General features: G+C 37.6%; 12 protein-coding genes. 5 read left to right on the top strand and 7 right to left on the bottom strand.

The features are described from left to right. Positions 1-26: 26 nt before the first annotated feature. The 5 genes from PI85_RS16970 to PI85_RS16950 all read right to left on the bottom strand — a co-directional run bounded on the left by PI85_RS16970 (position 27) and on the right by PI85_RS16950 (position 4,363). On the bottom strand, positions 27-782 hold the full coding sequence (locus PI85_RS16970; protein WP_008180632.1) for an amino acid ABC transporter ATP-binding protein: 756 nt from the start codon (positions 780-782) through the stop codon (positions 27-29). A 13-nt stretch (positions 783-795) separates the two neighbouring features. Beyond that, positions 796-1,497, bottom strand: a complete 702-nt coding sequence (locus PI85_RS16965) for an amino acid ABC transporter permease (protein ID WP_036121732.1) — start codon at positions 1,495-1,497, stop codon at positions 796-798. 12 nt (positions 1,498-1,509) lie between these two features. Then, positions 1,510-2,217 carry an amino acid ABC transporter permease gene (locus PI85_RS16960; protein WP_036121735.1) on the bottom strand — a complete coding sequence of 236 codons (708 nt, stop codon included), beginning with the start codon at positions 2,215-2,217 and terminating at the stop codon, positions 1,510-1,512. Between the two features lie 84 nt (positions 2,218-2,301). Continuing rightward, entirely contained in the window at positions 2,302-3,165 is an 864-nt protein-coding gene (locus PI85_RS16955) for a transporter substrate-binding domain-containing protein (protein ID WP_036121738.1), read from the bottom strand. 28 nt (positions 3,166-3,193) lie between these two features. Next, a complete protein-coding gene (locus PI85_RS16950) occupies positions 3,194-4,363 on the bottom strand; it encodes an acyl-CoA dehydrogenase family protein (protein ID WP_036121740.1) in 1,170 nt (389 codons plus the stop codon). Between the two features lie 269 nt (positions 4,364-4,632). Here PI85_RS16950 and PI85_RS16945 point away from each other — a divergent pair, with 269 nt between their 5' ends. Continuing rightward, positions 4,633-5,379 (top strand): hypothetical protein, encoded by a 747-nt coding sequence (locus PI85_RS16945; RefSeq protein ID WP_036121743.1) that lies wholly within the window; start codon positions 4,633-4,635, stop codon positions 5,377-5,379. A gap of 96 nt (positions 5,380-5,475) precedes the next feature. Here PI85_RS16945 and PI85_RS16940 read toward each other — a convergent pair whose 3' ends face one another. Continuing rightward, on the bottom strand, positions 5,476-5,850 hold the full coding sequence (locus PI85_RS16940; RefSeq protein WP_036121745.1) for a VOC family protein: 375 nt from the start codon (positions 5,848-5,850) through the stop codon (positions 5,476-5,478). A 206-nt stretch (positions 5,851-6,056) separates the two neighbouring features. On the opposite strand from PI85_RS16940, the gene PI85_RS16935 reads away from it, so the two are divergent. Continuing rightward, on the top strand, positions 6,057-8,006 hold the full coding sequence (locus tag PI85_RS16935) for a methyl-accepting chemotaxis protein (RefSeq protein WP_036121748.1): 1,950 nt from the start codon (positions 6,057-6,059) through the stop codon (positions 8,004-8,006). 265 nt (positions 8,007-8,271) lie between these two features. Beyond that, complete coding sequence (locus PI85_RS16930) at positions 8,272-10,221, top strand: methyl-accepting chemotaxis protein (RefSeq protein ID WP_036121750.1); 1,950 nt, start codon at positions 8,272-8,274, stop codon at positions 10,219-10,221. Positions 10,222-10,265: 44 nt separating this feature from the next. Here the strand turns inward: PI85_RS16930 and PI85_RS16925 are convergent, their stop codons facing one another. Then, positions 10,266-10,685, bottom strand: coding sequence for a VOC family protein (locus PI85_RS16925; protein ID WP_025116510.1), 420 nt, complete (start codon positions 10,683-10,685; stop codon positions 10,266-10,268). 236 nt (positions 10,686-10,921) lie between these two features. Here PI85_RS16925 and guaC point away from each other — a divergent pair, with 236 nt between their 5' ends. Beyond that, complete coding sequence (gene guaC, locus PI85_RS16920; RefSeq protein WP_036121753.1) at positions 10,922-11,905, top strand: GMP reductase; 984 nt, start codon at positions 10,922-10,924, stop codon at positions 11,903-11,905. A 202-nt stretch (positions 11,906-12,107) separates the two neighbouring features. Continuing rightward, the gene (locus PI85_RS16915; protein WP_200886582.1) at positions 12,108-13,841 is read left to right on the top strand and encodes a methyl-accepting chemotaxis protein; all 1,734 of its coding nucleotides are present in this window, start codon (positions 12,108-12,110) and stop codon (positions 13,839-13,841) included. Positions 13,842-14,030: the final 189 nt, after the last annotated feature.

The following is a 14,030-nucleotide window of genomic DNA, read 5'->3' as shown; positions in this document are numbered from 1 at the left end:
CTTAGTCCGAATGGAAATGATCCTCGTTATATATAGAACGTATAGTCTTCTGGAATGACACGTTTTAAAAATTTCTTCGTCCGCTCTTCTTTCGGGCTAACAAAAATATCATGAGGACTACCTTCCTCTACGACAACTCCTCCATCCATGAAGATAACACGGTTTGCTACGTCCTTTGCAAAACCCATTTCATGCGTCACCACAAGCATTGTTGTCCCCTCAGCTGCAATATTTTTCATGACCTGTAGTACCTCGCCTACTAGTTCGGGGTCAAGTGCAGACGTTGGCTCATCGAATAAAATAATATCTGGATTCAACGCTACCGCCCTTGCAATCCCTACCCGTTGTTGCTGACCTCCCGATAACTGACTTGGATATGCGTCGTATTTTTCAGATAAGCCTACTTTATCAAGAGCCCTTTTGCCAATTTCCACTGCCTCTGTCTTAGGAACTTTTCGTCCAATAATTAGCCCTTCTGTGACATTTTCTAATGCCGTTTTATTCGTGAAAAGATTATAGTTTTGGAAGACAAATGCCACACGCTGGCGAATTGCATGTACGTCTTTTTTCTTTACATGTTGAAAATCCACTTCAATATCTCCAAATGTCGCATGTCCTTGATCCGCTTTCTCTAAAAAATTGATACAGCGTAATAATGTTGTTTTTCCTGAGCCACTAGGACCTAGAATAACGACTACATCACCTTGATCGATAGCTAAATCTACACCCTTTAAAATTTCATTTTCACCAAATGATTTATGAATATTTTTAATTTCTAACATGCTCATTCACCCCTTAGGCATTTGCCGCTTTGTATTTGCTTAAATATTTTTCATAACGCTTGAACAAGTATTCGACTGTGCTACATAAAATTAAATACACAATAAAGATATCCAGATAGGCTTCCACGTAATTGTAGCCGACATTTGCAGCTACCTTTGCCTTCAAGGTAATTTCAGGTAGAGACATTGCGTACCCTAAAGAAGTTGCTTTTATCAAATTGACTGTCGCTGTACAAATATTTGGAAGCGCAACAACTAATGCTTGTGGAATAATGATTCGGGTATACGCTTGGAATGTTGTCAAACCTACTGAGTATGCTGCCTCCAATTGTCCCTTTTCAATGGTACTTAATGCAGAACGAAATACCTCTATTAATATAGCTGTTGAACTGAATGCAAACACAATAAATGCATACCATATTGGATTGATTTTATATATATCATATGGAATTTGATATTTTTCAAAAATAATTCTTAACATAAGCGGAATACTACTATAAATAATAAAGATTTGTATAATAATTGGTGTTCCTCGCACAAAGGATACGTAGATCTTTGCTAAATGATGTATAACTGGAATTTTATTTATCCTCGTTAACGCCAGTAAAAATCCTAGTGGAAGCGCAATGAACAAAGCAACAACTGTGACAAGGAGTGCGATGGGAACACCTGATAGTGCAACGAAAAATGTTTCAAGTAAAAATTGATAATTCATGGTTACGCCTCCTTATGTTGTTTCTAAGGTCTTTTTACCCCTACCAAATATCTTTTCTAATATAGCAAATATCTTTTCAATAATAATAGATAATACCCAATAAATAATAGCCAAGGCGATATAAATCTCTAAGGCATGCGCATTAATATTACTAGCTATAATTAAATTGGCCTTCCCTACAATATCAATTAATCCAATTGTATAGGCCAAGGCACCCTCCTGTAATAAAGCAATCATGCCATTTCCAAAGTTCGGTAATGCAACGACAAGTGCCTGGGGGAAAATAATTCTTCGGTAGGCTTGTATGGGCGTTAACCCTACACTAACAGCCGCTTCAAACTGCCCTTTCGGAATGGCTAAATAAGCCGATCGCATCACCTCTGACATAATTGCTGCAAATTGTAATGTGAATGTTACTACCACGAAAATAGCTGTTTCAATGGAATGGAGATTGAGACCAAAGTTTTCAGCTAATGCGGGCACACCATAATAGACAAGAAATAATAAAACAATAGATGGTGTACATCGCATAATCGTCGTATACAGGTTCGCTAATCTTCGTAATAGCTTGACAGAAGAGAGCTTAGCTGCCGCTAGTAATAAGCCAAATATTGTGCCTAAGACTATAGAGGACCCTGCAACTAAAAACGTGATTTTTAAAAACGGTAATAAGACGGGGATCGCGCTCCAAATATAGGTCGCGTCAAAGTATTTATCCATTTCCTCACCAACTTTTATTTTATGAATAAAGACTGCTGAGCGTGCCAGCCTCAACAGTCCTAATAATGGTCAATATGCTTTAAATTAACGATTAACCGTTTCCAACACTTCAAATAAATCACGGCCATAGAATTTCGTGCTCAATTCGTTTGTTTTCTTCTGTTCTTTAATTTGAGCGATGGCTTTATCGTAAGCATCCGCAAATTCTTGTTCCTTTTTATTGAAAAGAGGCCATGTTTTAATCACAGAAAATTCATTATAGACTACTTCATCTTTTAAGTTATTATAGGGTCCATCTTCTGCAAGCACTTGCTGTTTAAATGGTCCTTCAATCATAACGCCACCATCGACACGTCCTTCATTTACCCACTGCACAACGTCAACTGTAAATGCGTCACCCGCTTGAAGCTTTACTTTATTGTCAGGGTTGGCCGTATTATATTCATCAATAATTGTGTATTGCGCATTATTAGCTGCAATAGGTGCCAACGAATAGCCCTTTTTCGCAAAATCAGCTAATGTCTTTATCCCTTCATCCTCTTTACGTAATACTAGGCCTGCACTACTTAACCCTAAAAATTCCTTTGGGAAAATAAATTTCTCTGTACGTTCCTGTGTAAAGAATGCGTTTTTCACCCCTACCTGATATTTCCCTTGCTCTACACCAATTAATAAATCATCACTTGTCGTTCCTACATATTCAAATTGATAGTCTGGTAATAATTCATCTACTAATTTCATTACCTCTACGTCATAACCTGTTGGATTTCCATTATCGTCTATATAACTAATAGGCTTTGAGGCCTGATCATAGGCAACTTTGACTGTACGAACTTCGCTACCTTCATCTGAATTCTTATCAGCTGATTCTCCAGAATTACAGCCCGCTAAAAGTGCGATGGAAGCTAATCCAATCGCGGCAAATTGAAATATCTTATTCTTCTTCATGTAACATTTCTCCTTATTATCCACATTATTATTGATGGTCATTTAATTTCTGCTGTTCGATAGCAGCCGTTGCTAATTTAATTATGGTCATATCATCCATTGGTGGGTTATGAAGCCCCGCACGTACGTTTCGATAATAGCGCTGTAGCGGATTTGACAATTGTAAGCTTTTCGCCCCGACTACACGCATCGACTTATCAACAATGTCAATTGCGATATTCGTTACGGTATGTTTAGCAACAGCCATTTCATTTGTTAAAATGGCGCGTCTTGCCGGATCATCGTATGCCTCAGCTACCCCATATAAGACAAAGCGTGCTTGATGAAGCTTTAACTCAATGTCTCCTAAAAGCTGTTGAACATTTGGTAATGTACTAATCGGGGCATTCAAGCTATTAGGCTGATGATGATTAGCGAAATGTACGGCATAGTCACGGGCAGCTTGTGCAATGCCTAAATATGTGGCCGGGATATGTAGAATCCAGCCATTTATTTTACCGCCACTAGCATGGCTCGGTAATTCGACTAAGTGATCTTTAGCCACAACGACATCATTTAATACGAGATCATGGCTGCTAGTACCTCGCATGGCAGACATTTCCCAATTTTCCTCAATGGATAATCCTATTGAATCTTTATGGATGAGGAAGAACCCAATTTGTTGCTTCTCTTCAATCCAAGCCGAAGTGAGAAAATAATCTAACACTGGCGAAGCTGTAGTAAAGATTTTGCGTCCATTTATGCGCCATCCATCTTTTATAGACACAGCATTTGTCCCTGGTCTCCCCCCACGTGTTGGGCTCCCAGTTGCTGCTTCACTTACAGCCCTATTAATCATGGCACCTTTCTTTATTTCCTCCGCGAATGCCGTTAATAAATCCTCCGTCCATAATTTTGTGTCATATATTTCGCCAACAACGCCTAATGTCCATCCGAGGGAGAGCGAGGCATTCTCGTCATAGCTTGCTAATGTTTCTTGTATAAGCACCATGTCATAGACTGATAGGCCCTCTCCTCCATATTGTTTCGGTAAAGTGAGTTGCGGATAACCAATTTGCTGGAGTAGTCGATGTGCTTCGAACGGGAAACGAGATTGTTCATCTACCTCAGCTGCCTCGGCCTTTATAGGACTTGAGATGGCTTCTAACTTATCTAACCAAAATCGTTGTTGCTCCGTTTTAACAAATAATTTCTTCAAAAAATCTCCTTCTTCCCAATATATATAAATCTTATATATTTACTAAGGATTAATAATAAAAAAAATCCCGCGCTACAAATTTGTAGTGAGATAACATGTGGTACTGAATTTTCTGATTCGTTGACATTTATATTACTTATCACCTTTAAAAATGTCAATGGGTGAAATTCAAGTTTTTTTGTCTGTTTAATATGGTTTAGACCTATTCGAATTTTTATGCACCAAGCTTTGTTTACAACATATGCTAAGACTATGAGAGAGGTGTATATATGACTAATAACATAAATTCTCCGCAAGGTACGGGCATCGCATCCCATTTAGCACCACAGGTTATTCAAACTAAATTTGGAGATATTAATGGGGATGGCTTCTTTGAAACTATTTTTTTAATGGGGACTCAAAGGCCTGGTAGCCCATTATGGGAAAACATAACCTTAACCATTTTTTATGGGCAAACAGGGCGAATTGAACAAATCCCACTAAAAGAAAATGTGGGCTATCACCCAACCATTTTTCTAGGAGATTTTACTGGTAATCATATTGAGGATATCATGGTTATTTCTGATACAGGAGGTAGCGGAGGAATTATTAACGGGGAAATATTCTCCTCTACGAATAATCAGGTGCATTCCATTTTTGACACAGAATCATTTAATACTAAGCTCCAATATACTGTCAATTATGCCAACAACTATAAGGCAGTTGTTCAAAGTAAGGCTCCTGCAAAAAAATATATACTTGATCTACAATATAAAGGCCCAGAATATTTAGCAGAAATCTATCATCCAGATGGGACATTAAAGCAACCGATTGAAGGCTGGGTTGACCCAATTAGCGGATTATACCCTGTTGATTATGATCGGGATGGGACCTATGAAATTTTAGCGTATCAAGAGATTGCGGGTAGGTACCATGCTGATGGCTTAGGATATGTGGAAAATATATTAAAATGGGATGGCCACGAATTTGTAGTAGATCGACAAACGGTTAGTATTTTCGGAGAAGATTTACCATAGAGGGCTAACTCACATTTATATAAGAAGATATTAAACAGGAATCTGCTTATTTTCGCCTACTTCACGACAAAAATAAGCAGATTCATTCATTTATTATTATTTTTCAACTAATGCAAAGTAATTGTTTTCTGGATCAGCAAAATTAAAAACTCTACCCATTGGCATCATGACTAAATCGCCCACTTTAATGCCCTTTGCCTGAAAATCCTGATACATTTCTTCAATGTGGTCAGCGTAAAACATAATAGAGGGTGTTCCTAAATTTAATTCTGGCTGCATTTTAGCAATGATTTCTTTATTGTGTAGCACAAAGGATGTTTGAGCTTCCTTCGACGGTGCAATTTCAATCCAACGCATTCCCGCCTCTTCCTGCTCGTTTTTAATAATAAACCCTACTTTTTCTGTCCAAAATTTCACTGCAGCATCTTGGTCGTTAACATATAACATGACTTGTCCAATTTGATGAATCATGACTCTATTCCCTCCTCTTTTATGAATTTAGTATACAACAAATCAAAGCATTATATAGCTTCTAACAAATCTGTTTAGAGAAATTTCTAAAAATTGATAATAATATCTATTAGGGCTTACCTTTTACTTTATTTCTGTTAGAATGAGAATTATTTACCTTATAGGGAAAAGTATAGAATAAAAAATGTTATGTGAGGATAATACAAGTGAAACAACTAAGTGTAAGAAAAAAGCTTATTTTTTCGTTTTTAGCAATGCTTCTCATTCCAACACTGTTAATTGGAATAGTGTCGTACCAAAGCGCTGAAAAGCAAATTTCAGAAGAACAGCATGCTAGTGCAACTGAAAGCGTGCGCATACTTAATACCAATATTACGAACACGATTGAACCAAAATTGAAAGATGTGGAATATTTCTCAAAAAAGTTTAATCAATCTTATTTGCAGGAAAATAAAATTCCTGAGCTTAAATCCCTTCTACAGGAATATGTGAATATGCACCCTGAAGTTGACCTTATTTATATTGGTACTGCTGACGGGAAACTACTGGATGAACCTGTCCAAGTGTATGCGGATGACTTTGACCCTCGTACAAGACCTTGGTATAAGCAGGCTTTAGAAAATAATGGCCAAGTCTCAATTACCGCACCTTATGTTTCAAAATCTACAGACGATATTGTCATTACCATCACTCAAGCTCTACCAGATGGTTCAGGTGTAATAGGAATAGATTTAAATATTTCTACATTAAGTGACATTACGAATGAAATACGCATCGGCGAAACGGGCTATGCCTCTCTTTTAGATAACAATAAAATCTATATTGCTCAGCCTGATACGGAAAGTGGTACTGAGGCAACAGAAAACTATATCGCGAAAGTTTATGAACAAGAAAACGGGACGATTATTGAAAGAGATCGTCATTTACAGTTTGTTACTAATGAGCTTACAGGTTGGAAGGTTATTGGAACAATGTTTACCACAGAAGCAGCAAAAGCAGCTGCCTCCACATTAAATATCAACTTAATAATCATTGTTGCCTCAATTGTAGTTGGTGTGATTTTCATGCTCTTTATGATTAAATCTGTTGTTAATCCAATTAATAAGCTGAAACATAGCGCATTAAAAATTAGTGAAGGCGATTTAACTGAGTTTATAGACATTCATTCCAAGGATGAAATTGGACAACTTGGTGAAGCCTTTATCTCTATGAAGGTGAGCTTGAAAAAATTGATTCGCAACGTGGACCAAAGCTCACAGCATGTACAAACATCCGCTCAAGATTTATCTGCAAATGCTGAGCAAAATATTGCTGCCTCTGAGCAGGTTGCTGACGCCGTACAACAGATGGCTATCAGTACAGAGAAACAAACTACTGCTATTGACCAAAATGCGATTTCCGTGGAGGAAATTGCTAAAGGGGTTGTGGAAGTTGCAGATAGCTCTATGCAGGTATCTGATCTTTCTAGCCATGCTATCCAATTGGCAGAGGAAGGCGGGCAAGCTGTCGAACAAACCGTTAGGCAGATGAATTCGATTCATGAGTCTGTTACACAATCAGATATAATGATTAAGACACTTTATGATCGCACAAAAGAAATTGGCTATATTTTGGAAATGATTAGTGCGATTTCCGACCAAACAAATTTACTTGCGCTGAATGCGGCTATAGAGGCAGCAAGAGCAGGAGAGCATGGAAAAGGCTTTGCCGTAGTGGCTGATGAAGTTCGAAAATTAGCAGAGCAATCACATCACTCAGCAGACCAAATTTCTGCACTCATTACGACGATTCAACAAGATACCGCTAAATCTGTACAAACAATGGTAAAAGCATCTTCAGATGTCCAAGATGGCTTACAACTAACGGAGGAAACGAATAAAAAATTCGCGAATATTATTGCAAGCCTTCGAAACATCGCACCAAAAATGGAGGATATTTCGGCTTCTGCTCAAGAAATGTCAGCAGTCGTGGAGGAAGTCTCTGCTACAGCCATTGAACTATCAGACCATGCTAAATTAAATGCAGCAACTACAGAGGAAGTTGCAGCTTCAACTGAACAAACTTTATCCTCCATGCAGGACATAGCTTCTGCTGCTAAAACGTTACTTGATATGGCTGATGAATTACAGGGTCATGTAAATCGTTTTCACTATTAAGGTACCTCATTTAAAAATCTGGGTTCAGCACTTCATGGAGCCCAGATTTTTCTTTTGTCTAAAACTACAAAATAGGACATTTTTCTTTAAATATCACCAAAACCTAACTTTATTTTCCAGATTTTTCAGAAAATTATGTTGATTATTCTCTCTTTTCCTCTTAGAATCAGATTACAACAAAGACTAATTCCATGTACAACCATTATTAGCCTTCGTTGTCCCATGATCTACAAACTAATCATGACATATTAAGGAGGAATACCCTATGAAACAACTTAGTTTAAGAAAGAAACTCATCTTTGCATTTTTAGTCATCCTTCTCGTTCCTGCACTTATGATCGGCTATACCTCCTTTAAAAGTACTAAAAGTCAAATTTTAAATGAGCAACAAGCAAGTGCTATGGAAAGTGTCAGAATGCTTAATACCAATATTACAAATATGATTGCGCCTAAAGTATATGATATTGAATATTTTGCAAAAAAGTTAAATCTATCTCATTTACAGCCAGAGAATCGTCAGGAATTGAATAACCTTTTCCAAGAATACGTTCATACACACCCTGAGGTAGAATTGCTTTATATAGGTACTGCAGATGGTGGCATGATTGATGCACCTGTCCATGAGTATGCTAGCGATTATGATCCGCGTGTTCGACCTTGGTATACGGAAGCGATTGAAAACAAGGGACATGCGTCAATCACTTCTCCTTATCTATCAAAATCTACAAATAATATAGTAGTGACCGTTATGCAAGCTCTCCCTGATGATTCAGGTGTTATTGCCTTAGATTTAAATATCTCTGTGCTAAGTGCACTAACAGATGATACACGTATTGGGAAAACTGGCTTTGCGGCCATACTGGATAGTAATCAGCTATATGTAGCACAAAGGGATAAAGAAAGTGGAACCGAAGCTACAGAAAAATATATATCCAAGGTTTATGAACAACAGGAAGGCATCATTATTGAAAAAAACCAACATTTACGCTTTGAGACAAACGAACTGACAGGATGGAAGGTTATCGGAACAATGTTTACCGTAGAGGCTACAGATGCTGCCTCAGCAACACTTAATATCACCCTACTAATCATTGCAGTTTCTATTATTGTTGGCATTATTTTTATGCTTGCTATGATTAAATCCATTGTTAGCCCTATTAAGCGATTACAGCAGAGCGCACTAAAAATAAGTGATGGGGATTTAACGGAATATATTGATATTCATACGAAGGATGAAATTGGACAGCTTGGTGAGGCATTTGTCTCCATGAAAGTAAACTTAAAAAAGCTCATTCGCAATGTTGATCAAAGCTCTCAGCATGTTCAAACTGCTGCACAAGGTCTTTCAGCAAATGCTGAGCAGAATATCGCTGCTTCTGAACAAGTGACAGAGGCAATGCAGCAAGTAGCTATAAGTACAGAAAAACAAACAACAGGAATCGATCAAAATGCAATTTCCATAGAGGAAATTGCAAAAGGAGTTGTAGAGGTAGCAGATAGTGCACTACAAGTCTCTGATCTATCCAGTCAGGCTATCCATTTAGCAGTGGAGGGTGGACAATCTGTCGAACAATCGGTGAATCAAATGGTATCCATCAATGAATCTGTAGCACAGTCTGATAGCATGATTAAATCACTATTCGATCGTACAAAAGAAATAGGCTCCATCATCGAGATTATTAGTAATATTTCAGACCAAACAAATCTTCTTGCATTGAATGCAGCGATTGAGGCAGCACGAGCTGGCGAAAATGGCAAAGGCTTTGCAGTTGTGGCAGATGAAGTACGTAAATTGGCAGAACAATCTCATCAATCAGCAGAGCAAATTGCCACGCTAATTACAGGCATTCAACAAGATACGGCTAAATCTGTTCAAACCATGATGAAGGCTTCTACAGATGTCCAAGAGGGCTTACAGCTGTCTGAGGACACAAAGAAGAAATTTATAAGTATTATTGAGAGCTTACGAAACATTGCTCCTAAAATGGAGGATATATCGGCTTCTGCTCAGGAAATGTCTGCTGTAGTGGAAGAGGTTTCGGCAACGGCCATTGAACTGTCGGATCATGCTAAACTCAATGCAACAGCATCTGAAGAAGTAGCCGCTTCAACTGAACAAACATTGTCCTCGATGCAGGAAATCGCATCATCTTCTAAAGCATTACTCGATATGGCGGATGAATTACAGGGCTATGTCAATCGTTTTCATTACTAAAAATAAAGCACGGTGAATGATCACCGTGCTTTGAATTGTATTAATTATTCATTTACCTCATGGCTAAACTGCCACTCTACACCAAATTTATCTGTAAGGGAGCCGTAACATTTACTCCAAAAAGTTTCTTGAAGCTCCATAACAACTTTCCCACCATCTTTAAGCTTATCAAATGCTTTTCGCATCTGCTCTTCATCATCAGAAACAACTGCTAATGTAACGTTGTTTCCAACCGCATATGGTGAGCCTGGAAATGTATCTGAGAACATAATTCTACTACCGAATACGGAAAGTCGTGTATGCATAACAAGATCTTTTGCTTCCTCTGGTAATGGATAATCAGGGTTTTGTGGTGAATCCCCAAATGTCATAATTTCAGCCTTGTCCGTACTAAAAGCATCTTCGTAAAACGCTACAGCTTCTCGACAATTTCCGTTAAAAATTAAATATACCTCTACCGCCATTTCCAACACTCCCTTGACATTTTTTGAAACAATTATATTGTACATGGATTATAAATCATAACACAAACTAAAAGATAAATAATTCATCTATAACATAAGAAATATAGCCTTATCTTCAAATTTTTTATTTATTTTAGCAAAAGCTTTGACATTTCCTCAAAAATCATGTAAATTACCAAATGGCGAACAATTTAAAATAAATCTTTAAAAATATTCGTATTTTAGGAGTGTATATAATGGATAACGTATTTGACTATGAAGATATTCAACTAATTCCCGCAAAATGTATCGTAGAAAGCCGTTCAGAATGTGATACTTCCGTTACTTTAGGAGGACATACTTTTAAACTTCCTGTAGTACCTGCTAATATGCAAACAATTATAGATGAAACTCTTGCTAAGAAGCTTGCTGAAAACGGTTACTTTTATATCATGCACCGCTTCCAACCAGAAGCACGTATCAACTTTATTCAAGACATGCATGGCAGTGGTCTAATTGCTTCTATTAGCGTTGGTGTAAAAGAAGAAGAATATGTGTTTATTGAAGAATTAGCAGCTACAAATTTAGTACCTGATTTCATTACAATCGATATTGCACATGGTCATTCTAATGCTGTTATTCGTATGATTCAGCATATTAAAAAACACTTACCAAATAGCTTTGTTATTGCTGGTAACGTGGGAACACCAGAAGCTGTACGTGAGCTTGAAAACGCTGGGGCTGATGCGACAAAGGTTGGAATTGGACCAGGTAAAGTTTGTATTACTAAAATTAAAACAGGCTTTGGTACAGGTGGCTGGCAGTTAGCTGCACTTCGCTGGTGTGCAAAAGCTGCTACAAAGCCAATTATTGCTGATGGTGGTATTCGTACACACGGTGATATTGCTAAGTCTGTACGTTTTGGCGCTTCAATGGTGATGATCGGTTCTTTATTCGCGGGTCACGAAGAGTCACCTGGTCAAACAATCGAAGTCGATGGTAAAAAGGTAAAAGAATACTTCGGCTCTGCTTCAGAATTCCAAAAAGGCGAACGTAAAAACGTCGAAGGAAAGAAAATGTATGTTGAGCATAAAGGAAGCATTAAAGATACATTAATTGAAATGCAGCAAGACTTACAATCTTCTATTTCTTATGCAGGTGGCACAAAGCTAGATGCTATTCGAAATGTTGATTATGTAATCGTGAAAAACTCTATCTTCAATGGAGATAAAGTGTACTAATACGTTATAACCTCACTTCAGGATAGAACAATCTGAAGTGGGGTTTTTTTGATCATTTCATTACCCCATTTCTTTATAAACACCGTGCCTACAATACAAAACAAAATATTCTATTTATTATCAGAATTTTCTATTTTATTAGATAATTTTATATTATACTATAACTATACTGTATTACTTTAGAGGAACGGAGGTCTTTTCTATGATTAAATCAGTGCGTAATAAGTTGGTCGCTTTAGCTATTATTGTTATTCTCATATCTACAGTGCTGGTTGGAACAGTGAATTATTTTGTAGCAAAAGGCGAGATGGATCAGGTAGGTAGACAAAGTCTTAAGAATGGCACTCTAGGTATACTTGAATTAATTGCACAATTAGATGGCCAGGTTCAAAATGGAAAATTAACGTTAGAAGAAGCACAGGAAAGTGCCAGAACACAGATTGTTGGGAATAAAATTGAAGATCAAAGGCGATCTATCGATAACCCTGTAAAATACGGTGATAATTTTTATTTCTATGCCTTTAAGGATAATGGTATGGTTGAAACTCACCCCTCTCTTGAAGGTCAAAATATATCCGATTTACAAACGAGTGATGGACGTTATTTTGTAAAGGAAATGATTGAAACGGCACAAGCAGGTGGCGGATATGTGCGGTATTACTGGGCACTACCCTCCAATCCAGATATTGTTGCTCCAAAAATTACTTATGTTGAAATGGACAAGCATTGGGGATGGATCATCGCGGCTGGTACATATGAAATGGATTTTAATGCAGGCACTAAAAATGTTTTAGTTTACACACTTGGTACAACCATGCTAGCTACTATAATTGGTGTCGTGCTTTTTTGGTTCTTCTCTGGACAGATGACCGCCTACATACGAAAAATTATGGTGATCACATCGGATATTGCGCAAGGTAAGCTCACGGGAGAGGACATCCCCGTTACGACAAAGGATGAGCTTGGCACACTAGCGAAGAATGTCAATGATATGAAGCAAAGCTTGCATGAGATGGTCAACAATACAAAGGACAGTGCCTCCCAAATGAGAGTTTCTTCAGAAATGCTTAGTGCGATTACAGAGGAAACGACCGCCTCAGCTGATGAAATCCATCAAGCTATCAACGACATTTCTAAAGGGGCTGTTGTGCAAGCAGAGGAGGCTGAAATGGCTAGTAGTAAAGTGGAAACACTATCATCTCTGATTTCCAATGCTACAAGTAAATATAATGACATTACCGAAAATATGAATACTATTAATCAATCACAAGAAAATGGTAGACAAAAAGTAGATCTATTACTGCAAAATTCTCATGAATTCACGCAAGTAATCGAAGAGTTAAGAACTAATTTTTCAAGTTTAACAAGCCAGATGAAAGAAATTCATCAAGTCGTACAAACAATAACTTCCATTTCAGAGCAAACAAATTTATTAGCGCTAAATGCAAGTATCGAAGCAGCTCGTGCAGGTGAACATGGTAAAGGATTTGCTGTAGTAGCAGAAGAAGTACGAAATTTATCAGAGGATACAAATGAAGCTACTAATCGCGTTAAAAATCTATTACAGCGCATTGAGATAGATACGGTCAATTCAGATACAAAAATGATACACACTCTTCAACTTTCACAAAGTCAGGCAATGTCGATTACAGAAGTAAAAGGAGCTTTTACTTTCCTAGCCGATTCTATTCAAGACATAACCGAGCACCTTGTTTCTCTTAATGAGGGTATGAGTGAAATGGCAGAAAATCGTGTAGTGGTCATTCATGCTATTAACGAAATAGCAAGCGTGGCCACAGAATCTGCTGCTGCAACAGAGCAAATTAATGCATCCATTGATGAACAAAAGTCAGCCGTTACGTCTATCATGCACTCCTCACAGGAGCTGCATACAGAGGCAGAGCGCATGTATGAATTAGTAGAACGCTTTACATGACATGTGACATCCTATAAAAAAGAGGCTGGGACAAAACCCACCTCTAAATTAAAAAGCGTGTGAAATTTTACCATCAGTAAAATTTCACACGCTTTACATTTTTTCATAAAAAATAAGGACCACTTCTGATAAAATTAAGTCACCACAACCAAATTATACAGAAAGAAGGGTCCTTATGTTTAAAAATTA

Origin of the sequence: Lysinibacillus sp. A1 (assembly GCF_000801965.1) — a bacterium.
Lineage (GTDB): Bacteria > Bacillota > Bacilli > Bacillales_A > Planococcaceae > Lysinibacillus > Lysinibacillus fusiformis.
The sequence above is the reverse complement of the archived record's forward strand: the minus strand, read 5'-3'. Positions and strand labels throughout refer to the sequence as shown.

Bases quoted from the DNA above. Each gene is read 5' to 3' on its own strand.
- PI85_RS16970 (WP_008180632.1), bottom strand. From the start codon at position 782: ATGTTAGAAATTAAAAATATTCATAAATCATTTGGTGAAAATGAAATT.
- PI85_RS16965 (WP_036121732.1), bottom strand. From the start codon at position 1,497: ATGAATTATCAATTTTTACTTGAAACATTTTTCGTTGCACTATCAGGT.
- PI85_RS16960 (WP_036121735.1), bottom strand. From the start codon at position 2,217: ATGGATAAATACTTTGACGCGACCTATATTTGGAGCGCGATCCCCGTC.
- PI85_RS16955 (WP_036121738.1), bottom strand. From the start codon at position 3,165: ATGAAGAAGAATAAGATATTTCAATTTGCCGCGATTGGATTAGCTTCC.
- PI85_RS16945 (WP_036121743.1), top strand. From the start codon at position 4,633: ATGACTAATAACATAAATTCTCCGCAAGGTACGGGCATCGCATCCCAT.
- PI85_RS16940 (WP_036121745.1), bottom strand. From the start codon at position 5,850: ATGATTCATCAAATTGGACAAGTCATGTTATATGTTAACGACCAAGAT.
- PI85_RS16930 (WP_036121750.1), top strand. From the start codon at position 8,272: ATGAAACAACTTAGTTTAAGAAAGAAACTCATCTTTGCATTTTTAGTC.
- PI85_RS16925 (WP_025116510.1), bottom strand. From the start codon at position 10,685: ATGGCGGTAGAGGTATATTTAATTTTTAACGGAAATTGTCGAGAAGCT.
- guaC (WP_036121753.1), top strand. From the start codon at position 10,922: ATGGATAACGTATTTGACTATGAAGATATTCAACTAATTCCCGCAAAA.
- PI85_RS16915 (WP_200886582.1), top strand. From the start codon at position 12,108: ATGATTAAATCAGTGCGTAATAAGTTGGTCGCTTTAGCTATTATTGTT.